General features: G+C 37.1%; 24 protein-coding genes. 2 read left to right on the plus strand and 22 right to left on the minus strand.

Annotated features, from left to right (window positions below):
• Positions 1-14: 14 nt before the first annotated feature.
• The 17 genes from MKX39_RS18900 to MKX39_RS18980 all read right to left on the minus strand — a co-directional run bounded on the left by MKX39_RS18900 (position 15) and on the right by MKX39_RS18980 (position 14,384).
• Positions 15-377, minus strand: a complete 363-nt coding sequence (locus MKX39_RS18900) for a BMC domain-containing protein (protein WP_340771132.1) — start codon at positions 375-377, stop codon at positions 15-17.
• Positions 352-654, minus strand: a complete 303-nt coding sequence (locus tag MKX39_RS18905; protein WP_340771133.1) for a EutN/CcmL family microcompartment protein — start codon at positions 652-654, stop codon at positions 352-354. The genes MKX39_RS18900 and MKX39_RS18905 overlap by 26 nt, the downstream gene beginning before the upstream one ends.
• Positions 655-665: 11 nt before the next feature.
• The gene (pduL, locus tag MKX39_RS18910; RefSeq protein ID WP_340771135.1) at positions 666-1,526 is read right to left on the minus strand and encodes a phosphate propanoyltransferase; all 861 of its coding nucleotides are present in this window, start codon (positions 1,524-1,526) and stop codon (positions 666-668) included.
• A 29-nt stretch (positions 1,527-1,555) separates the two neighbouring features.
• Entirely contained in the window at positions 1,556-1,843 is a 288-nt protein-coding gene (locus MKX39_RS18915) for a BMC domain-containing protein (RefSeq protein ID WP_211896023.1), read from the minus strand.
• A gap of 20 nt (positions 1,844-1,863) precedes the next feature.
• Positions 1,864-3,387 (minus strand): aldehyde dehydrogenase family protein, encoded by a 1,524-nt coding sequence (locus tag MKX39_RS18920; protein ID WP_340771141.1) that lies wholly within the window; start codon positions 3,385-3,387, stop codon positions 1,864-1,866.
• A gap of 16 nt (positions 3,388-3,403) precedes the next feature.
• A complete protein-coding gene (gene eutL / locus MKX39_RS18925; protein WP_445678037.1) occupies positions 3,404-4,051 on the minus strand; it encodes an ethanolamine utilization microcompartment protein EutL in 648 nt (215 codons plus the stop codon).
• A gap of 17 nt (positions 4,052-4,068) precedes the next feature.
• Entirely contained in the window at positions 4,069-5,019 is a 951-nt protein-coding gene (eutC, locus tag MKX39_RS18930; protein WP_340771143.1) for an ethanolamine ammonia-lyase subunit EutC, read from the minus strand.
• Positions 5,020-5,031: 12 nt separating this feature from the next.
• A complete protein-coding gene (locus tag MKX39_RS18935; RefSeq protein ID WP_340771522.1) occupies positions 5,032-6,381 on the minus strand; it encodes an ethanolamine ammonia-lyase subunit EutB in 1,350 nt (449 codons plus the stop codon).
• A 31-nt stretch (positions 6,382-6,412) separates the two neighbouring features.
• On the minus strand, positions 6,413-7,861 hold the full coding sequence (locus tag MKX39_RS18940) for an ethanolamine ammonia-lyase reactivating factor EutA (RefSeq protein WP_445678038.1): 1,449 nt from the start codon (positions 7,859-7,861) through the stop codon (positions 6,413-6,415).
• Between the two features lie 167 nt (positions 7,862-8,028).
• On the minus strand, positions 8,029-8,538 hold the full coding sequence (locus MKX39_RS18945; RefSeq protein WP_340771145.1) for a EutP/PduV family microcompartment system protein: 510 nt from the start codon (positions 8,536-8,538) through the stop codon (positions 8,029-8,031).
• A 16-nt stretch (positions 8,539-8,554) separates the two neighbouring features.
• On the minus strand, positions 8,555-8,896 hold the full coding sequence (locus MKX39_RS18950) for a BMC domain-containing protein (protein ID WP_340771147.1): 342 nt from the start codon (positions 8,894-8,896) through the stop codon (positions 8,555-8,557).
• Between the two features lie 34 nt (positions 8,897-8,930).
• Positions 8,931-10,199, minus strand: coding sequence for an ethanolamine utilization protein EutH (eutH, locus tag MKX39_RS18955; protein WP_340771149.1), 1,269 nt, complete (start codon positions 10,197-10,199; stop codon positions 8,931-8,933).
• A 140-nt stretch (positions 10,200-10,339) separates the two neighbouring features.
• Positions 10,340-10,909, minus strand: coding sequence for an ANTAR domain-containing response regulator (locus tag MKX39_RS18960; protein WP_340771151.1), 570 nt, complete (start codon positions 10,907-10,909; stop codon positions 10,340-10,342).
• Positions 10,884-12,326: a sensor histidine kinase gene (locus tag MKX39_RS18965; protein ID WP_340771153.1), complete on the minus strand. Its 1,443-nt coding sequence runs from the start codon at positions 12,324-12,326 to the stop codon at positions 10,884-10,886. The genes MKX39_RS18960 and MKX39_RS18965 overlap by 26 nt, the downstream gene beginning before the upstream one ends.
• A gap of 169 nt (positions 12,327-12,495) precedes the next feature.
• Positions 12,496-12,873 carry a hypothetical protein gene (locus MKX39_RS18970; RefSeq protein WP_093537916.1) on the minus strand — a complete coding sequence of 126 codons (378 nt, stop codon included), beginning with the start codon at positions 12,871-12,873 and terminating at the stop codon, positions 12,496-12,498.
• 20 nt (positions 12,874-12,893) lie between these two features.
• A complete protein-coding gene (locus MKX39_RS18975; RefSeq protein WP_093537917.1) occupies positions 12,894-13,367 on the minus strand; it encodes an acyl-CoA thioesterase in 474 nt (157 codons plus the stop codon).
• A gap of 51 nt (positions 13,368-13,418) precedes the next feature.
• Positions 13,419-14,384 carry a DUF4003 family protein gene (locus tag MKX39_RS18980; RefSeq protein WP_340771155.1) on the minus strand — a complete coding sequence of 322 codons (966 nt, stop codon included), beginning with the start codon at positions 14,382-14,384 and terminating at the stop codon, positions 13,419-13,421.
• Between the two features lie 91 nt (positions 14,385-14,475).
• Between MKX39_RS18980 and rluF the strand changes: the two genes are divergently transcribed.
• On the plus strand, positions 14,476-15,180 hold the full coding sequence (gene rluF, locus MKX39_RS18985; protein ID WP_093537919.1) for a 23S rRNA pseudouridine(2604) synthase RluF: 705 nt from the start codon (positions 14,476-14,478) through the stop codon (positions 15,178-15,180).
• A gap of 95 nt (positions 15,181-15,275) precedes the next feature.
• On the opposite strand, the gene MKX39_RS18990 is transcribed toward rluF, so the two are convergent.
• The 5 genes from MKX39_RS18990 to MKX39_RS19010 form a co-directional block, all read right to left on the minus strand.
• Complete coding sequence (locus tag MKX39_RS18990) at positions 15,276-16,817, minus strand: Mur ligase family protein (protein WP_340771157.1); 1,542 nt, start codon at positions 16,815-16,817, stop codon at positions 15,276-15,278.
• 389 nt (positions 16,818-17,206) lie between these two features.
• Positions 17,207-17,506 (minus strand): DUF6509 family protein, encoded by a 300-nt coding sequence (locus MKX39_RS18995; protein ID WP_322788095.1) that lies wholly within the window; start codon positions 17,504-17,506, stop codon positions 17,207-17,209.
• Positions 17,507-17,798: 292 nt separating this feature from the next.
• Complete coding sequence (locus MKX39_RS19000) at positions 17,799-18,803, minus strand: serine hydrolase domain-containing protein (protein ID WP_340771159.1); 1,005 nt, start codon at positions 18,801-18,803, stop codon at positions 17,799-17,801.
• 12 nt (positions 18,804-18,815) lie between these two features.
• On the minus strand, positions 18,816-19,334 hold the full coding sequence (locus MKX39_RS19005; RefSeq protein WP_340771161.1) for a DUF4825 domain-containing protein: 519 nt from the start codon (positions 19,332-19,334) through the stop codon (positions 18,816-18,818).
• A gap of 14 nt (positions 19,335-19,348) precedes the next feature.
• Positions 19,349-21,970, minus strand: coding sequence for a cation-translocating P-type ATPase (locus MKX39_RS19010; protein ID WP_340771162.1), 2,622 nt, complete (start codon positions 21,968-21,970; stop codon positions 19,349-19,351).
• Between the two features lie 126 nt (positions 21,971-22,096).
• Between MKX39_RS19010 and MKX39_RS19015 the strand changes: the two genes are divergently transcribed.
• The gene (locus MKX39_RS19015; RefSeq protein WP_340771164.1) at positions 22,097-22,921 is read left to right on the plus strand and encodes an STAS domain-containing protein; all 825 of its coding nucleotides are present in this window, start codon (positions 22,097-22,099) and stop codon (positions 22,919-22,921) included.
• Positions 22,922-22,959 lie beyond the last annotated feature (38 nt).

Raw genomic sequence — 22,959 nt, forward strand, 5'->3', positions numbered from 1 at the left:
ACCCTTTCCGATGTTTATGAATCGATTGATGGAGGTGCTTCAGATTTCACTGTTTTAGTACGTAATGCTTTCATTGGTTGTTCTGATTCCAAGTGTTTATTGTAATCTAGTGGTTCAATCATATCGTATACGCTTTGGTCAGGGCGTGGAATAACATGAGCTCCTAATAATTGCCCCACTCTTTTTGCTGCTTCTTGCCCAGCATCTACTGCAGCTTGAACTGCTCCCACATCTCCCTGAACAATCACAGTTACAATACCTCCGTCTATCATTTCTTGTTTAATCAATGTAACATTGGCAGACTTAATCATGGCATCTGCAGCTTCGATGGACCCAACTAACCCCATCGTTTCAATCATCCCTATTGCTTGACTCATTATTTTCACCTCTTTCTACTTCTGTCGAGTCGATAATACCGATGATTACAGCATCAATCGGAATAGGATTCTCTCGCATAATATAGCGTGATGACCCGCCACTCGTAACAAGAACGTCATCTCCAATCCCAGCTCCTATTCTATCGGCTGCAACAAACTGAGTTCTCACGGGTTTTCCCTTTACATCTACTGGCTGGATTATGAGTAGCTTTAACCCTTGTAAACCTTCTTCCTTACGAGTAGCCCAAACATTTCCGATAACTTTTCCTAGTTGCATGCTATCATCACCTACTTCTGTTTTCTAAATGATATGGATATACCAAGCTCTCTTGCTGTATCTCGAGCAAGTGCAGTTATAATGGTTCCTTTTTCAACTACTACTTCTTGTACTTTTAATTCTTTGACATCATCTTTAGAGAGTAATTTTTTTGGATAGATTAAAGAAGAATCTACTTTGCTTCTTGTATCTATTTCTGGGGCTGCTTTAGGTACATTTACCGAATCAGACTTCACCAAATGTCCAAATGCTTTTTTTGTTATTAGACCTGCATTAGCCTCATCCGTATCAATATGCATTTCTAGACGGTATCTTTCCGAAACACGAATTTTTACTTGTCGGTATGAGATCGGCCTAATTCCATCTGTTTCTATCGTTACATATTCACCATTTTGTACACCAAAATGAATTGCATCCGTAGGAGCCATATGAATATGTGCTTGTGCAATAATTAGACCCTCCTCTAGATAAAGACTTCCTCTAGGTCCAATTATCGTAAAAGCTCCTGATCCTTCAATATCTCCTGATTCACGAAGTGGGGGATTCAATCCCAACTTCATCGCATCTGTCCAACTTACCTCAGCTTGCGTCATTTGACGTGCAGGTCCCAGAACTCGAACATGTTCGATACTACCTTTGGGTCCTGCAAGTACAACTGTTTCGTTAGAAGCAAATTGACCAGGTTGAGATAGTTCAGCTCTTACGGTGAGCGCATATCCTTTACCGAATAATACTTCCACATGGTGTGAAGATAAATGAACGTGACGGGCAGAAACAGCGATTGGGATTAAATCGTTCGGAGGCGTTGCTTCAACTTTCCCAAGTTGTCCCAATACCTCCCCGACAATTTTTTCAATCAATTGCTGATTCATAGTGGAACCGCCTTTCTATAAACCTCTTATTAGTTTTCTAATTTAGGCAGAATCATTTCTAATTCATTATGAGGTCTTGGGATAACATGAACAGATAGTAATTCTCCTACTCGTTGTGCTGCCGCAGCACCTGCATCAGTTGCAGCTTTTACAGCACCAACATCTCCTCTAACCAATACAGTTACGATACCTCCACCAACATGTACTTTTCCAACAAGGTTTACGCTAGCAGCCTTTACCATTGCATCTGCTGCTTCAATTGCTCCAACTAATCCTTTTGTTTCTACCATTCCTAAAGCTGTACCTTCTCTTGACATATCCGTTTCCTCCTAATAGGTTATTTAGATAATTTGTTTACTATTTCACTAACTAAGTCCTTCACTATTTGCGGGTCGACATTACTAGATGCCATTGACCGCAATACGCTTTCTACCACTTGATCCGTTACATTGTCTGAATTATTACTTGCTATGTTTACTGTAATCTTAGGCAGGGTTAAATTTACTTCCTTTATTCCGTAAGCCATTCTTTTAATATTCAAAAGATGCTTTGCAGATACATTGTCAGAAGTTATGTTCCCACCAAAGGTCCCGCACCCTAAGGTCATGGATGGCATTAAACCTGTAGTACCGCCTACGGCCCCCACCGAGGACATTGTATTGACTAGAATTCGTGACACTGGCATTTCTAAAGCAAATTCACGTGCTACTGAATCTGTTTCGGTATGAAGAGACAGACTATGTCCCATGCCCCCTAGCTCTAAAAGAGATACACAGATTTCTTTTGCATGTGTAAGATCGGAAGCAATATACATCGCAAATATTGGTGATAATTTTTCAAGTGAAAATGGTATATCTTTTCCTACCTTCGTTTCTAGTCCTACAATTATGCGCGTATCGGAAGGTAATGAAATACCCGCTAGCTTTGCTATCGTTTGAGGACTTTTCCCAACAATTTTTGGATTTACCTTTCCTGGCACCGGGGAAATTATCTTTTCCATTACTTGCTTTTCCTCATCTGACAATATATAAGCGCCATTTTTCTTCAGAGCCCTCGTAACTAGTTCTGCAACGTTCCGATCCACTACTATGGATTGTTCTGTCGCGCAAATAGTGCCGTAGTCAAAGGATTTACTATTAACAATATTCTCTACAGCTTTTTCAATTTTTGCAGTACGTTCAATATACACGGGAACATTCCCTGGACCGACACCGTAAGCAGGTTTCCCCGAACTATATGCGGCCTTTACTAATGCCCCTCCCCCTGTAGCTAGGATAAGATTTATATCCTGATGCTTCATCAACTGCTGTGTTGCTTCCATGGAAGCCATTGTTAAACATTGCACCAAACCTTTTGGAGCACCCGCTGTGACTGCTGCTTCCTCGCACACTCTCAATGCTTCTTGTGTACACTTCACTGCATAGGGATGCGGACTGACAACAATTGCATTTCTTGTTTTTAAAGCTATAAGTGTTTTAAAAAAGGCAGTGGATGTTGGATTTGTGGTGGGAATAATTCCTGCTATAGTTCCAAATGGAACCGCAATTTCAAGTACTTTGTTCGTTTTATCTTCCCCAACAATACCAACAGTTTTTAAGTCTTTAATACTTTCGTACACATCACGAGATCCTACTTCATTTTTTATCTTTTTATGTTCTGCTACTCCCATACCTGTCTCTTCCACAGCCATTTCCCCAAGTCTTGCAGATTCAGCAAAAGCGGCATTTGCTACGGCTGCTACAACTTGATCGACCTGTTCTTGGGAAAATTTCACGTATAATTGCTGCGCTGCTTTGGCACTTTTAACGGCAGTTCTCATTTCCTGTAACGCCAATAAGTCGGTATCTATGACGCTAACCATAGCCATCACTTCCTTTCTAATAATCTAGTGGGCGTTTAGCCATATTAAGAATGGCTTCTCTAAATGCATCCGCTGCTGCTTGGCAAGAAGACTGACTCCCCGCTACTAATCCACCTCCAAAGTTGGTTTCGGAAGGTGGAGCAAAAAGCTCTCGCACTTGAACATCTGCCGCTTTCAAAGCAGCATCTAACCCAACAATTGCTTCTATAGGAGGAGCGATTAAATAAGCAAGAGATCTTCCCTCCTGTACCCTAGCCATCTGGGCCAAATAGCTTCCGCAACTAGAAATGACCTTTGCATAGAGGGCATGACTTTCATCTTCATTTATTGCTTCAAAATACGCATCATTTTCAATTGTAATTCGAATGGAATCAAGTCCACTTTTAACTTCCTCCGGAGAAGATCCCGCGATAATACCGATAAATTCACCCGAAAGAGGACCAGATGGATGCGCTGCTCCTGCATAAAAGCTTTTCGCATATACTACCTCTACATCTGCCTTTTTCGTTGCTTCATCCGCAGCCGTATACCCAACATCATCAATAGTTGTTGTAAACAACCCAAGACTACGCTGATACGGCTTTAAGTTAAATTTTTGAGCGAGTGCTGTATCTACATTGGGTATAACCTGCATGGATAAAATCTCAGCAAATAGCTTTTTCACCTTTTAATAGATACCTCCTATCCTTCTTTTCTCACTAGTGATACTCCGCTTGCCTCATATTTCAATATCTTTTGTATAAGAGAACCTAAATATGCCCCGGCCTCAACTGATGGAATTCCACCTTTATGGATATTAGAAACGACCATTCGATCCGCTTCAATTGTCCCGATTCTAGGTTTGTAACAGATATACGCACTTAATGATTCTGCCGATAAGAGCCCCGGCCTTTCTCCTATCAATATAATGACAATTTCAGGTTGAAGTAGTTCTCCAATTTCATCCATCAAAGCTACTCTACCCTTGTCTACGTAAAAAGTTGTACCCATTTCTATATTCAAATTTTTCAAGGACTGCTCCAAGCTTAGATAGACGTCTTCTAAGTTTTCTTCTAATGCTTTGGCACTTAAACCATTTGATGCTACTATTTGGACTTGTGGAGAGTGCCTGCATTTATCTAATACAACTTTTTTAGAGTCATCAGAAAGCCTTCTACCTAAATCGGGGCGACGAATATACTCTTCTTTATCTAGTACTCTTGTGTTTACTTGAAAGAAATTTAAACGTTCTAATATCTCTTTTGGCACCTCTCCATAAACGGCATCTACTGCTGCTGCGTGGTCAAAACGAAATTGTAGCCAAGTATTTGTTTTAGGCCTCGTCCCTGCCCTACCAACAGCAATCCTTGCAGGGGTTTTCTTACATAAATCTATTAAATACTTCTCTTTATCCTGTTCTATAGAAACTTCTTCTCTTTTTGTCTGTGTTTTTTTGTTTTCTAGCTGATGGATATTCACATTGGACGGATAAAATTTCACTTCTCCAGCGGGGTTTGTAAGAATACTTGTTTCTGTTAAACTCCCACTTGGATTCTTTGGAAATAAATTAATGTTTTGTTGCTCCTGTAATTCATTCATCTGAAGTTTTTCAACAACCATTTTTGTAATTTCTTTGATCAATTGATCATTCACATAAGTCATCTCCTAACGTGTGAATAGACTAGGGTCTCCTGCTCGGCCACTCAAACGACCATTCTCATAAATCCCCATCTTCTCTAACCATTTCAAAAATTCAGGAGCGGGTGTTTTATTAAAAGTTTGTAATAAGGTAGCAACATCGTGATAGCTCATCGATTGATAATTCAACATACAATCATCCCCCATTGGAGTTGCAATGATGAAATTAACACCAGCTGCTGTTAAAAGAACACCTAAGTCTTCAATATCATTCTGATCAGCTTTAATATGATTTGTATAACAGATATCTACACCCATAGGTATGCCGTGCATTTTCCCCATAAAATGATCTTCTAGACCTGCTCTTATTACCTGTTTGCTGTTATATAGATACTCCGGTCCTATAAACCCTACAACCGTGTTCACGATGAAGGGATCAAAGTGACGAGCAAATCCATAGTTACGAGATTCTAATGTCATTTGATCAATACCAAAGTGTGCTTCCGCTGAAAGCTCTGAACCTTGACCTGTTTCAAAATACATAACTTGTGGACCAGTCCCAGTCCCTTGTTTTAGAGCTAAATGACGTGCTTCTTTAATAAGTTCTGCCGATATACCGAATGAACGATTGGCAACTTCTGTACCCGCTATACTTTGGAAAATCATATCTGCTGGAGCACCTTGTTCAATTGCTTTCATCTGCGTTGTAACATGTGCTAAGACACAATTTTGTGATGGAATTTTCCAGTCATTGATAAAGTCGTGTGTAGCATGCAACAATCGTTTTACACTTTCAACTGAATCATCTACTGGATTTATCCCAATTACGGCATCGCCAATTCCATACGATAGACCATCCATTAGTGAAGCAATCATTCCGTCCACACTGTCCGTTGGATGGTTCGGTTGTAAACGAGATGAAATAGTTCCTCTTTGACCAATCGTTATATTACAAGTGGATAAAATTTCAATCTTGTTAGCTGCATGTACTAGGTCTAGATTGGACATTAGTTTTGCTACTGCCGCAATCATTTCAGAGTTTAGCCCTTTACTAATTCTTTTTAATTCTCGGTCGCCTACTTCATTGCTTAAAATATATTCTCTTAGCTCTGCGACACTCCAGTTTTGGATATCACCGTAAATCTTTTCATTTAAGTCTTCCTCAATTATTCGGGATACTTCATCTTGTTCTATAGGGATTAAGGGATTATTTCTTATATCACTAAGCAAAATCTCACTAAGAACGGACTTTGCAGCAATTCGTTCCTGTACTGTTTCTGCAGCTACCCCCGCTAGGCGATCACCCGACTTTTCTTCATTTGCTTTTGCCATAACTTCCTTCAAGTCTTTGAATGTATAACTAATACCGCCTAACATTGTCTTAAAATTCACTTTTGAAAATCCTCCTTTACGACGAGTGGAATGTTAGAGTTTTCACTACGACTGGTACTACTCCTGAGTCGAGTTCTTTTCCAATATCCATGTAGTCGCCATGATCTACACTTACTTGATCAATACAGATAACACTTTGAGGAACACTCATAGCTAGCAGTGTTTGACCAATTACTTTTGCATGGTCTGTCTCTAATACAAGTACGATAGGTAGTAACGGGTCTGACCGTTTTTCCATCACATGTATAATAGCTTTTGAAAGTTTTTGGATATCTCGAAATCCCATATAAGGCAGCTCTGAGATATACAACGCAAAATTTTGTCCCTCTCCAGATGCGTCATACATATCTGTAGCCTTTCTGATCTCACCATCAAATTCTGCTAAACCTTGTTCCAAATTAGAATGAAAGTTAAAACTATAAACAGGTAAATTTTTTAAAGGTAAATCACTTGCAGATATCTGTATCGTCGCCCCACTAATCTCTGTCGTTTGAGTTCCTGCGCCTAGTACAGTCGCACGTACTGTTTCAATGGGCTCAAGCCACTTAAAGCTTTGAAGACTTTTATTCCCCTGTAATTCTCTTGCCAATTCAGGACCAATATCGTCATATTGAGCAAGCCGCTTATCCTTTACTTCATGGCCGTAGACACATTCAGCTATTCCACCTGAGAGTACAATTGTATCGACTGTTTCTTTCCAGTTAGGAGAATGTCCAAGTAAAAGTAACTGATCAATTTCATTTGTCTCATTCCTCAATACTCGATTTAGTGACTCCGCCATAAACTGTGTTACTAGTTGAATCGCAGGTGCGGTCTTTGAATCACCTACACGCAAAGATAACCTCAGTGCTACAAGTAATCGCTGTACCGGAGCAGAAATGGATTTAATCTTTTCATCCTCAAATTCTATTAATCTTCCTCCAATATGCATTGTACAAGTACCAAGAAGTACCCTATCTCGATAGACAGCAATATTCGCAGTACCTCCACCAATGTCAATATTCGCAATTATATCTTTGGAACGAGTAGAATATTCATATGCGCCAGAACCTTTTGCAGCAATAATACCTTCCAAATCTGGCCCTGCCGTTGCTACTAAAAAATCTCCTACTTCATCTGAAAGATAATGTAACATCTCTTTTGCATTATGTTTTGTTGCTGTTTCGCCTGTGATAATTACAGCACCTGTTTCAATTTGGCTAGCTGTAATACCAGCATTGGCATATTCTGCACGAATAATTTTCTCTATTTCTGACACATGAATGGTCGATGTATCCTTTAGAGGTGTTCTAAAGATAGGACTCTTATATATGATTTCCTTGTCAATAATCTCAATTCTTGGTACGAGAGTGGTCCCGGCTGTATTCATTAAGGAAAAACGACTAATAATAAGCTTTGTCGTACTGGTACCTATATCAATTCCTGCACTAATAATTGTTTCTTTTTTTTGATTTAAATTGATCAAAACCGCATCTCACTCCTATCAAAAGCTTTCAGTAAGAAGAAAGAACAACTAATAATCATATAAAAACGCCTCTACTAAACACATAGGATTATCCATGTGAAAGTAAAGGCGTCGTTGCCAATTTATAAACTTGTATTTTGATATCTTTAAATATATCAAAAATTCCGTTAACTGTAAAGCTGATTTGTAAATAGGAGATCCTCACTTTGTTCATTTTCCACATATCTCTTCATGGATGCCATATCATTCATCTTCACTAATGCCTTTAAATGTTCCATGCCTGTTCCTTTAACCGAAGAAGTAATAACTATTGGTCCGTATGAAATAACTGAACGAATCATTTCAATAGAACGCTCTAAGTTTGCTTCGTTATGGTCACTCTTTGTTATTACACCAACCGGCAATTTTGAAAAGCCCATGCTAAACCCTGGTGGAAAAATCATCTTAGAGTTTGTTGCATCCTGTAAATAAAATACATGCGTAACTTCTAAGGCTGTAGCCATAATGTTTTTGTAAAAGAATGGATTTTCTGTATATTCTCCTGGTGTATCAACAATCCAATCATAATAGACCAATGTTTGTGTTTTAAAGGCAGGAACAACTTTCCCTAGCAAAGAATTCGTCAATGTTGATTTGCCTGCACCGATTGAACCAATGAGCATTGCTCTATTTTTCATGGCTCTTTACACATCCTTAAGACTTTGTTATTTCTGCTGGCGTATATCCTAGTCTTTCAGAAAGAAATCTATTTATCTCTATCATGGACATTTCTACTTCAGATACACTTCCCACAATTACAAGACTTCCCGTAAATCTATCTAAAAATCCAATTTGCACATTCGCGGCTTTCGTTGCTAAATCTCCCGCAATGATAACCGTCTCACTTGGAGTACAAGTCATTATTCCTAATGCTCCGGCCACTTGAATACCCAATTTTACAAACATATCAGGATCTGGATTAGCAATTAGGTGACTTAATGTAATTTGTTTTCCAGGTACAAATTCTTGTATGAATCTTTTTTTCTCTACACTCATTTAAGTACTCCTTTCATGCGTAATATAGAATTCCTTACGCTTGTACTGGAACTGCCTCTTTTCTAATATCCTCTTCTAGATACTCTCCATCTTTAATAATCCCAGCAGCTCGGTCCTGTTCCTCTAACCTCAACGCAGTAGGTACAGACAACCAGTACGCAAATGCAATTGCACATATACCCGCAATTAATTTGCCTAGTATAACTGGCAGTATAATATTAGGTTGAAAGTTAGCGGTAAATGATAAATGATCTCCTAATAAGAAAGCAGCACATACTCCAAAAGAGATATTCAAGACTTTATCCTTTGGTCTCATGTAGCGAACTAAAGAGAACATGGCTAGAATATTAGCAACTGTAGCTAATATACCCGCACTTCCTACAGAGGTAAGACCGATTTTGCGTCCTCCTGCTTCTAGAGGTCCCGAAGCATATTTGCGTAACAAATACACCATTGGGAAAGCACCCGCTAACATAATACCGATATATCCAGCGGTTTCAAGCGCTCGGAATTGGTCTGCCTCATCCGCCATAATCGGATCAAAGCCCCACCCACCAAAGACTGTTGAAAATATTCCTGTGAATATTTCTACAATGGAGAAAACTAATACTAATTTAATACCGGCATCCATTACTCGCCCAAATATCATAAAGCCCTTTATCATTCCATTTGGGAAGAATTTTAGTCCCGCTGCAATCAAGACTACAAAAATAAGCAAAGGTGTTAAGTTGATGAGTATTTGCCCATAACTTATGACGAACTCGTATGTTGAATCGGTGGTCGTGCTTATAACATCTCGAACCTTGGTATCAAATAGAACGACTAAAACAGAAGCGATAAATGCACCAATTGGAATAGTAAGTACTCCTGACATAATACCAAGCGCCATGTATTTATGATCTCTTTTGTCTAGCATTGCCAGTCCCATTGGGATTGAAAACACGATTGTTGCTCCTGCCATATACCCTACAATAAGTGCCATTATCCACCCTTCATATGAATCTTTTAGTGCATTTGCTAACTGATATCCCCCCATATCCGATGCCAGTATGGCAGTGGCAGCTATTGCGGGATCTGCTCCTATAGAATCGAATATAGGTCCAACAAATTTATCGATAAACCATGTTAAATACGGAATTGATGCCATAATACCCGCAGCAGGAACAAAAATATGACCAACCGCATGTAAACCAGACATAAATTCTTTCCCTAACCCCTTATCTGGATCCTTTATCGCTGCAAAAGCTCCAAGTACTGCACAAATCATAATTATGTACACTACCACTGTTCCTATCATCGCCATTTCTTTTCCCCCTTAAGAATTAATATATAATGCCCCATTTAAATTCTTTATTTTCACTAATTGAATAGATCACCCCCCCCTTAAAGAAATACAAAAAGGCACTTAAAGAATAAATTCTTTAAGCGCCTTTGCTTATATATTCACTTGTATTTTAAAATTATCTCTTTTGCAACTGACTCCATTGTCATCTGCATAGACATACTAGAATCTCTTAGTCTCTTAAAAGCCTCGGGTTCAGTTATCTCTTCAGCCTGCATTAATAACCCTTTGGCCCGTTCAATTACCTTTCTTTTCGCCACCTCTAGTTTTGCATCATGGATCTCTTTTTTGAGTCTTATTGCTTTTTCTGATTGATGTAAAGCAATTTCTACCGCAGGCATCAAATTAGCTTCAGAAATAGGTTTTACTAAATAACCGACTATATTATCTTGCTGGGCTTTTTCTACAAATTCCTTTTGACTATAAGCAGTTATTATGAGGATAGGTAAATCTAGTTGATTTGCAATTACCTTACTAGCCTGTAACCCATTTATTTTTGGCATCTTAATATCCATAAGTATTAAGTCTGGCTTATGAAAAAAAGCTAACTCTATTGCTTTATCTCCATCCCCAGCTTCTGCTACTACTTCATATCCATGATCCTCAAGCATAAGCTTTATATCCATTCTAATGATAGACTCATCTTCAGCTATTAGTATTCTCTTTTTCATGATAGATAATAACCTCCGAACTTATTGGGAATGTTACTACTGCATGTGTTCCCAGTTTCACAGGCATGTATCTAAACTCTCCATTTAAATCATTCAATACAAGGTTATGAACTATTTCTAAACCTAAGGATGACTTAGACTCTTTCATTCCGACTCCGTTGTCGAAAATATGAAGTTCTAAAAACGTTTTATTTGAATAGAAGCTTACAACAATTTCTCCCGCTAAATCTTCTGGGAATGCATGTTTCAACGAATTTTGAACAAGTTCATTAATAATGAGTGCTATGGAGACCGCTTTTCTGGATGTAGTTAATATCTTATTACCATTCGATTCAATGACTAGGTTAACTTTTATTACATACTCATTTAACACAAGAGTAGAAGAAACCTTTCTAGTTAACTCTATAATATTCACATCTTCATCATCTGTATTAGAGTTGGCTAATATCAGTTCATAAACGGAGGAAATACTATATATTCTATTAAGAGTATCTTCAAAATATACCTTACTTTCTTCAGGAAAACCTTTTCTCATTTGAAGTCGCAACAAGCTTGCTACCGTCTGTAAATTATTTTTTACTCGATGGTGAATCTCCTGTATAACAACAGATTTCATCATTAGTTCTTTTTCTTTAGTTCGCAGCTCTGTGACGTCTTGAATAAGCAGAAGCGTTCCCTTAAGCTGTTCTTTCTCTTTTACTCTAATTTTTTTTACTATCAAATTTTTTCTATCTATAGTTAAGTCGAATATAAAGACATCTTCTTTAAAATCATAAACAGATTGAAGGAAAGGTAATAATTCTAAAATAGGTTGATGTTGGATTTTATCCATCAGAGTCATTTCTGTTATAAAGTTTACTCCAGCTGGATTAGAGTAAGTTAAGCAATCATCTTTGTCTGTAAGAAGGAAAATTTCCATTAAAAGATCTGAAATCATTGGCACTTCCCTGGAGTTACCTCCCAATACTTCACTTAGCTCATCTTGACCAAATGAGACATTTTTATAACTACTACCAATCGGCGTGTGATTATATATTTCTTCTTCCGAAATTAAAACACCAATTACTTGATGTTTATCATTTTTGATCGGGATAACACTTTGTTCTACCGTTTTTCCTTCTTGTGTGACTGCCTGACTAGTAAGTGACTTTTTTCCAGCACGGTAACTATAAAAAACTCCAGGTTCGAATGATTCGAAAACAATCTTCCCTACTACCGAATTTTCATAAATAGACTCCGATGTTCTAGGAAATGCCTCCGCAACAACTATAGCTTGTTCTGAATTCTTCATCATACAGTCTATAAACATATATGCATTATTCAAATCGGCATATAGTTGCAATGTACTGGCAACATTCTCTAAGATTATTATTTCTTCTAAAGTTAACTCCGTATAGAGTTGACATATCTGTTTCAAGGTCGACTCATTCAAAGTAATTAACCTCGCCTCTACTTATTTGAATTATTTGAATTTATTATACGGAGAAATATACGTTTGGTCAATTATGTCTTTTAACAACTGAAGATCAAAATACTGAACAAAAAAACTGTAAACACACTGCTTTAAGCAATGCACTTACAGTTTTTCATTGTTTTTCCAACGCTCTTCCAAATAGCTTACCGATAAAATACCATAAAATATATATCCCAATTACTATACATACAAAGAACAGAGCACTCTCCATTTTTTCCGGAAGACCTATGGGCTCTAAGAATATTTGAATCGTTACTAACAGATAAATGATACTTGCAATACCTGCTAGTAATACGATACCGATAATAGATAGTTGCGAATAAGTTAGTTGTTTAATATGATGCCGATGCTTACTAAATTCCAAGAGGATTACGAGTATAATTGCCGTGAAAGTGATAGTAACTTCTTGAAGATAAATTGAATTGATCAAATATATGACAAGCAACATAACCATCAAATATTTGTAAAGGTCATCAATTTGTTTTAGCACTTGAGCCACTTCCTACTCTTTTAGTATTTCATTTCTAGGCGTTGCTTACGATGAGCGCGTCTAGCAGGTCCCGTTTCAAATAGACGTTTTTCCTCTTCTGTTTCTGGATGTATGCCCTTAACAGGTACAGGTTTCCCATTATCGTCAACCGCAACCATTGTTACGTAAGATTCTGTTGTTAGTTTTTCTTCCCCTGTAAGTAGGTTCATGGACGTTACTTGAACATAAACTTCCATGGAAGAACGACCTGTAGAAGAAACAACTGCCTCTAGCTCTAATACATCCCCCACTTTAGCAGATGAAAGGAAGTCAACAGAATCTATAGAAGCTGTCACTACAGCTCCTTGTGCATGTTTCATAGAACATATCGCTGCAATTTCGTCGATAAAAGCAAGTACTCTTCCTCCAAAAATTGTTTCGTGGTGATTTGTATCTGGTGGCAATATTAAATGTGTTTGAATAGTTCTTGATTGACTCATTGGATTCGTGTTCATTATTTCTAACTCCTCTAATCTAAATAGTATATGTTTAGTATAGCATGTTCATCAATTTGAGCCAGAATCTGCTGCTGCAGCGCTTGTTGCTGCCATAGTCGAAATCATAATTGCTTGCTGTGCTTGTAAAATAAGCTCTAGAGAAGTTGCCATGGAAATTGCGGCACTTGCATAAGCTTCTTTAGAGGATCTTAAAGATAATCCGAAAGCAATGGGAAGAGCCGAGTCTTTGTACCATGAAAATAATTTCGTACTAGCAATGGATTCATAGGTTGTTACAACCTCGTTCAGTTGTTCTTCATCTAATTTTAAAGCTGCCATAAATCCAATAATCGGATATTGTGCTGCGGATGTTTTTATTTTGACGCTTTTCAAACCATTGCGGATAATAACTGCCCTGTTCACCATATTTTCTTCATATTCAGGGTTAGAGTACGTGAGAACCTGTGACATCCATTGTAGTTCATTCCCTGTGTAGAATTTATGTTGCTTTAGTTCTTTATAATAGCGATTCATCGTTTCCGCTCGAACTGCAGTATCACCTTCCATCTTCCCTAGAAACATTGCATAAGGGTAGTCATCTGTAGAGGTTAAAAAACGATGATACGTCTTCATATCATCCATTAACTTTTGTGCCATCTTCAATTCAAATGGCCACTGCTCTTTTTGATCTGACATCATAAGAGCAGCTAAATAAGTATAGCTATTCATTTTAATACCAAACTGTTTTAAAGCATCTGCTTTTTCCATATACAGATTTACTGCTTGTTCCGGATCTACTCCTGATACATCTAGAGTTGCTACAAAAAGAGGATGTAAATGTGAGCGTAAAGCAGAAAAGATTCCAGCTCTTTTTTTCAAATAACTAGACACTTCTTTATATCTACTTTCATCAAATTCTTTTTCTAAAGTTACATAATACCCTGCAAGTGACAAAGTTATACGTTTATCTACAGTCCAACCTAATGTTTTTTTCAGTGCATTAAATGTTTGCTCTAATCTTTGTTCAACTGTCATACCAATCACTCCTTTTCTAATTTACGCTATTACTCTAATTTAGTTTCAACTTTTGTTATAATTAATGCATCAAGAAAAGTAGGTGTCTATAATGCGAATTAATAAATTTCTAAGTGAGGCAGGAATTACTTCTAGACGCGGTGCCGACAAGTGGATTACTGATGGAAGAGTAGTGATTAACGGAAAAACTGCAGAACTCGGTAGTAAGGTTGAAGCGGGCGATGATGTTCGAGTTGATGGCAAACAAATTGTTGTGGAGCAACCACTCGTTTATCTAGTATTAAATAAACCTGTAGGTATTACTAGCACTACAGAAACTCATATAAAAGGTAATATTGTCGACTTCGTTAATCATCCACTTCGTATTTTCCATATTGGGCGATTAGATAAAGATTCCGACGGTTTAATACTTCTTACAAATGATGGTGATATTGTAAATGAAATTCTACGTGCAGAAAACAGCCACGATAAAGAGTATATTGTGACAGTCAATGAAAAAATCACCGACACATTTATAGAAAAAATGGCTGCCGGTGTAAATATTCTAGGGACAACAACATTGCCATGTAAAGTAAAGAAAATTGGACCAAAAACCTTTAACATTATCTTGACCCAAGGCTTAAATCGTCAAATTCGTAGAATGTGTTCCGCATTAGGGTTTTCAGTGAAAAGATTACAACGAATACGAATCATGAACATATCTATTGAAGGTCTCCCTATCGGAGAATGGAGAGAACTTACACCTACTGAAAAAACAGAGCTCTTTCAGACGCTTAACTATTCACCAAAACGGTAATAGTGTGCAGCAGAGGGTTAACATGGCATATTGATTGGTAAATTTATACTCACGAAAAAAAGCAGCTCCAACAAAATGGAACTGCTTTTTTCATATTATGTGTTTCCCGCTACACGTTTTTCGAGCGGTTGGAATAATTTCTTTTTATCGACATTCGGACGAATGACTTCTAGTTGTTCAAGTGCAAGTTTTGCGCCATAATCCATTCCTTGGCAACCTGCTAATAACAGTAAGTCCCCATCCCTAACATCGTAAAGACCATGTTTAATAGCTTCAGGCAACTCTGCGTAAAGTTGTACTTTGATACCCGCTTCTTCCATAACTTCGAGGAATACTTCAAGCTCACTCTCCGAAACTACATCCTTTTGAGTCACATGGGAACGACTTAATGTCGCAATCACTTCATGTATACCAAGTTTAGGTGCCCATTTAGCGATAGTCTCTGCATTCTCTCTATTCACTGTCACTCCACGATCTCCACGAATAGCATAAACAAGCTTGATACGTTCAAAGTCCATTTTTTCTAAAGTTCCAAGCGTAATGTCAATGTTTCCACTGTTTGCAAAGTGGTCATCAATAATTTTAAAATCATCTTCAAAAATAATTTCAAAACGACGCTCTACACCTACAAACTCTGCCAAACTTTTTTGGATAGTAGCTACTGGCACTTCACATAATAGTGCAATCACAATACTGACCATTGAATTATATACAGAGTGAAAACCTGGAGTTGAAAGTTCAATTGTAAATTTTTGCTGAGGTATTACAAGATCCTGCGTTACTAGATCTTGTTGAATTTCCACCGTGAATTTGGCTCTTCCTGTTGATAGGTCTAAATTGGTACAGATAACATCTGCAGATTGATCTTCAACACCAATGGTAATAACTTTTGCTTTCGTTTTATTCATAAGTGAAGCAGAATAAGAATCATCCAAGTTTAAAATAGCTACTTTATCTGCACCAGCATTTCGAATGAGACTGGACTTATGATGAAAATAGTTTTCAAACGAAGAATGCAAGTCGATATGCTCACGACTAATATTATTCAGTGTAACAATATCAAAGTCTACACAGCCTACACGATTTAATTCCAATGCAGAGGAGGAAACTTCCATTGTTGCATGACTGACATTCTCCTCCACCATTTGTGCATAAAAACGTTGCAAATCAAGTGATTCTGGCGTTGTTAATTCAGAAGGCTCGGCATAGTCCCCAATTTTCACTACAACTGTCCCCATTAGCCCTGTTTTAAAGCCATGGTTTTCTAATATGGCATTCGTCATAAACGAAGTAGAAGTCTTCCCATTAGTCGCTGTAATCCCTATCGTCTTCAACTTCCGTGTCGGGTGATTATAGAAAGCATCTGCAAGAGTAGCTAGAGCCACACGTCCATTTTCCACTTTATATTGCGGTAACTCAATTCCATCGATAAAGTCCTCTACTACTAGAGCAACGGCACCATTCTCAACAGCTTGTCCTGCAAATTGATGTCCATCTACTTTGAATCCTTTTATACATACAAATACTTGTCCTTTTTCCACTTTGCGTGAATTATAAGCAAGTCCTGTTACTTTTATTGGTCCAGCATTTTTAGTTTCTAAAACAGGTATATGCTTCAATAAATTTGTAATCTCCATCAAACAGCCACCTTTTATAGTAAATCTTCTCCATCAGTTTACCTCAATTTCGATAAGAATTAAACTCATACAACTATTATTAGTAGAATTCTATTTAAACAGGTGATTCTGGTTAAGAATTAGTTACATACTCCGTTAACGTGTGGCAAAGGAATGAGAATATTTATTAAAGTTCATTTGCTTGATAATTTTTATGAATTTGATTAAACACTAAACCGCCAATCGTTAGTATAGCTAGACTTCCAACTATTGTGATCATGATTTGTAGTTGTTTTTCTTCAAGTGTACCTCCATTTACGATTGGTTTTTCCTACCAGTTTAAACAACAAACTCTGAGAAAACAGGCTAAAAATAAAAACCAAGAAGCGATTTAATTCGCTTCTCGGTTTTTATTTACTGTTATAATGTTCTTTACAAAAAGCAAGAACGACTGCTTCTTCTTCGTCTTCTAAACCAAAGTCTAATACTTTACCGTTACTCCGATTTAAGAAATGGTATTGTACAATACGCGCTTCTGTTTCTTCTACGACTAGAATAACACGTAAGTCTAATGAATTATTTTCATCAAAAAGTTCATCGTCTTCAGGTACTTCTAATCCAAGTAAGAATTCATAACGATCGCCTGTTATAATTCCTGTTGGATCGTTTAACTTATCAACTTCGTAGGATGTTATTTTCAAAAAGTCCACCTCCGTACTTATAGTTTATCATTTTTTCTAGATAATAATCCATTTTCATTATTATTGATATAATAATGCTTAGTAACTACCAAGTTTAGGAGTGAAAAAATGCGTCTAAATCCAGAAAAATTTATTTATATTTTAGTTCCTTTATATCTTTTACTATTAATATTCGGTAGAAATATAAATGAAGTGCTGTATTCTATATTGTCTTTTGTCTTGGGAATTAGCATGCTTTACTTGGCTTATAAACTTTTAAAAAAACGACAAAATCGAAAAAAGAAATAAATCCAATATTATTTTAGAACGTTTTTTCTAATTCTAGCATCATTGCATATGCTCCTTTAGATTTGTTGGAGCATATAGCTACAATAACGTTATTATGTGGGTAATAAGCCGAGTGAAAACTCACTCCTGGATCATATCCCATTACATGATACTTATGGATTTGATTTTCTTTTTTCTCTATCCAAATACCATACCCATAATAACTATTAGATTCCTCTTGAATATGTGGGGTCATTAATATTGCCTTATCATTCAATAATTTATCTTGTATTAGTGCTTCCCAAAATAACACCATATCATCAGCAGTGACAAATCCTCCACCATCTGATCCTCCTTGTATCGGAATAGAATACATATTCGTTTTCCATGTGCCGTCTTCGTGATCTATATAACCAATTGCTGTTTTAGTAGGTAATGCATCTAAGGCAAAATAACCGGAATTGCACATCCCTGCTTTGTCCATAATATTTCGTTGAACATAGTCTATGAAAAGCATTCCAGTCAATTTTTCTACTATTAAACCAAGTACTATATATCCCGCATTATTATAATAGAACTTTTCACCGGGTATAAATCTTTGCTTCTCGCTTTGAAAAAAGGGTAAAAAATCATGCAAACGGCGGATATGGTACATCGGAGTACTTATCCATAACTCTTCAAAGTCATCCATTATTTCCTCATCAAAATAGTCTGGAATACCTGAAGTATGCGTTAAAAGATGATGGACTGTTATGCCTTCATGAAAATGTGGAAAAGAAGTATCTAAGATTTCTTTTAATAGGCTATCAAATGTTAGTTTTCCAGCTTCTACAAGCTGAGCAATCGCAACTGCAGTAAATAATTTACAACCCGAAGCAATCCCAAAACGTGTATGCTTCTCATTTAGTACTGCATCTGTACGATTTGCATAGCCAAAACTTTCTTGAAGCTGTACCGAATCACCTTGTTTTACAACAATAGATCCTGAATATTGGTTTTCTGTTTGTCTCTTTTTTAATTGTTCTGTTAAAATTTCCATAGTAAAACACCCCTATTTTGTATATTGATCAATCCAATTGGTTGTTGTACTTTCCATTAGAGCGTTTTGAACTTTATCTTTAAATATGCTCGGATCTATTAAACTCTCAAAATCATCTCCAAACCATTGCTCCACATTCTCTCTGGTCATCACATAGGATTGGTCTGAAAAACGCATATCTATTACTTCTAAATTTTTTATCAATACAAAAGCAGCTGTTGTATTATATATAACTGCTTTTTCGTCGCTACTCGTGTTGTAATTTATAGCGGCTGTGAATGTATCTGGCTCCAACTCTACCGTGTACTTATAATTAGAAAGTGGAAGTTTATTAAATAGGTTTGTAATGTTAGAGTTATTGCCCATATAATCATTTTCATATGCAAGTACTTTATTGAAATTATGAGTTTCTACAGACAGTTGTTTCACATCTTCCTTTTCGACTTGTTTCTGATTATTACTAAGTACATAAAATACTCCTATTAATAGTACTAAAGCGATTCCGAATACAAGCCCTATTGTCTTTTGCAATTATTTTCCCCCCTCTACTTTTTAAACAATTTAACCAACTCATTAATGATTAATGGCAGCAAGCTAAGTGCAATGACAATTAGCCAATCCATCGAACCCAATGATTGAACGCTAAATAATTTAGCTAATGGTCCAACCGAAACTATTAGGACTTGAATAATTACGCCAACTAGAATAGAAGCTAACAAGAACTTATTTTTGAATATACCTACTTTAAATACAGATTGGTTCATAGATCTAAAGTTCAGCGAATGGATTAACTGTGAAAAACTAAGTGTAATAAATGCCATTGTCTGTGCATGCATTAATACATTCTCGGGAACACCCGATGTTACGCCATTTAAACCAATCATAAAAGCTACAAGGGTAATTATACCGATTAACAATCCGTTCAATATTAAAAATGGTAGCATTCCATGAAAAAGTCCCTCTTTTTGTCTCCTCGGTTTTTCCTTCATGACTCCTGGTTCCTCTGGATCTACACCAAGTGCCAATGCTGGGAATGTGTCTGTCACTAAGTTCACCCAAAGAATATGAATGGAACGGAGTGGGGTTGGCCATCCAGCCACAATAGCAAAAAACAGCGCAATAATTTCACCTAAATTACAGGAAATTAAAAAGATAACCGACTTTTTTATATTTTTATATATATTTCTACCTTCCTCTACCGCTTTCACGATAGAGGCAAAGTTATCATCGGTCAATATCATATCTGACGCACCTTTTGCTACATCAGTTCCTGTTATTCCCATTGCAACTCCAATGTCTGCTTCTTTAAGGGACGGCGCATCATTCACACCATCTCCTGTCATTGAAACAGTATGACCGGCAGACTTTAATGCTTGCACAATTTTCACCTTATGTTCAGGTGATACTCTTGCAAAAACGTTTGTTTTATTACATGCAGTCTTTATTTCTTCGTCTGTTATATTATCCAGCTCAATACCTTCCATTACTTCTGATTCTTGCTTGGCAATACCTAACTCACGAGCAATGGCAAAAGCAGTATCTCTATGGTCTCCAGTTATCATCACTGTTCGAATACCAGCTTTTTTACACACTTCAATAGATTCCTTCACTTCTAATCTCGGTGGGTCCATCATTCCCACAAAACCTACAAATATTAAATCCTCTTCAGACCCTACTAGTCCTTTATGTCCCTCCACTTGGTAGGCCGCAGCTAATACACGAAGTGCAGACTGTGACATGGTATGTGAAGCAGAGATAATTTCTGCCTTTATTTTCTCGGTTAAGGGCATGACACCTTCTTCAGTCATTATTTGATTACAATGATTTAATAATCGATCTATTGCACCCTTTGTCATACGGTAATATTCATTTTCATGTATATGCACTGTAGTCATTAACTTCCGGTTCGAATCGAATGGAATTTCATGAATACGTGGGTACTCTTTTTCTAGTAAATCTTTATCTAGATGGTTTTGAACTGCTGCTGCCACTAATGCTATTTCAGTGGGATCACCAGTTTCTGCATCTTTTGTATATGTAGCATCATTACATAATACAAAGATTTTCATCAATAGACTTTGTATATCGTTTTCTAACTGAAAATCTTTTAGGGCATGTATTTGACCGTCGGCATAGAATTTCGTTACTGTCATTTTGTTCTGGGTGAGTGTTCCGGTTTTGTCGGAGCAAATAACATTTACTGAACCCAATGCTTCGACAGCTGGTAATTTTCTAATAATGACATGTTGTTTAATCATCCTCTGTACACCGATTGCAAGAACAATAGATACAATGGCAGGCATTCCTTCAGGAATAGCAGCAACCGCCAAACTTACAGCAATCATGAACATTTCTAGAAAATCTCGCCCCTGTAAAATTCCTATTAAAAACATGACCAGTGAAATAATCAAAGCCCCTATACCTAGGTATTTCCCTACTTGTGCCAGGCTTTTTTGTAATGGTGTTTGCTCATCTACAGTAGTATTTAACATACCGGCTATTTTACCAATTTGAGTATCCATCCCTGTAGCTACAGCTATTCCTGTTCCTCGTCCGACTGTTACAAGCGTAGACATAAATAGCATGTTTAGCTGATCTCCAAGTGGAATATCCTGTTCGTCCTTTTCTAACAGAGCAAATGCATCTTTATCAACAGGAACTGACTCTCCCGTAAGTGTTGCTTCTTCTACCTTCAAATTAGCAGACTCTATTAGACGAATATCACATGGGATATAAGAACCTGCCCCTACCACCACAAAATCTCCAGGCACAACCTCTGCTGAGTCTATTTCTTTCATTTCTCCATCTCTTTGCACAATCGCTTTTGGGGTAGCCATATTTTTTAGTGCTTCCAGTGCATCTTCTGCTTTGGATTCTTGAATAACTCCCACAACAGCGTTAATTATTACGACCAGTCCTATAATAAGTGCATCTGCAATCTCGCCAACAAAAGCAGAAACGACAGCAGCAACTATCAAAACATAAATGAGAACATTGTTAATCTGTGAAAATATTCTCTCTACCCAAGTTTTCTTGCGATTAGTAGCTAATCGATTGTGGCCGTATTGCTGCAATCGTTTTTGTGCTTCTAGCTCCGTGATCCCTTTGTCGTTTTTAACATGAAGTTCCTGGAACACTTCTTCTTTAGATTTTTTATACCATATCATCTCTGTTTCATCTTTCCTTTCTAGTAATTGTTTAAATTACGATATTTTGTTCCACCTAAGTGGAATAATTTGTTCAGTACCCTTACAATAATATTAATATTAGAAAGATTGAAGGAGATAGATGAAATGAGTCATCTAAACAAAGAATTATTTGATTTTATCATGACCAATAAATCGGAAATAACAGATGCATGGTTAACTCAACAGTCAAAAGATAATCCAACCTACTCCCTACCACAAAACAATACATACTTGAGAGATGAAAATGGAGCTTTAATAGAAGCTATATCTTCTGTCTATATCCGTGATCAATTTGAATATCTTGAATATATCAACACCCGTTCTGCAGTAGTCGCAGAAAAGAGAGCAAAAGAAAAATTCCCTTTGTATGAAAGCATCCGAAGTTTTCGTAATGTCCGGATTGCCTATTGGGCTTTCGTTCAAAAATTTATCCAACAGTCTACAACTCCTGTAACTGGAAAACAGGTTGCGGAATGGTCTAATTTGATGAATACTGCATTTGACCACATCATTGAAAACTTTGCAAAGTATCATCATATATATACAGCAAATCTTCTCGCTACCCAACAAGCTCTGATTACAGAGTTAAGTAGTCCTGTTATTCCTATTAAAGAAGGGATAGGAGTTTTACCTTTAGTAGGAAATATTGATACCGAACGTGCATCCATTATTTTAGAAACCACCTTGGAACAGAGTTCTGCTAAAAAGCTTAGTACCCTTTTTATAGATTTATCGGCAGTACCAGTATTAGACACGATGGTTGCCCAACAATTGTATCAGCTGCATTCTGCACTAAAACTTATTGGTGTGCATGCTATTTTCTCTGGAATTCGACCTGAACTTGCTCAAACGGCAGTTTCACTAGGTATTAACTTTGCAGATATGCAGTCCTACTCCACATTAATGTACGCTTTGAAGGCTAACTCTTAAGTTATTCACAGTGTATCCACAGTACTCAAAGTTCCAGA

Origin of the sequence: Psychrobacillus sp. FSL K6-1464 (assembly GCF_038003145.1) — a bacterium.
GTDB lineage: Bacteria > Bacillota > Bacilli > Bacillales_A > Planococcaceae > Psychrobacillus > Psychrobacillus psychrotolerans.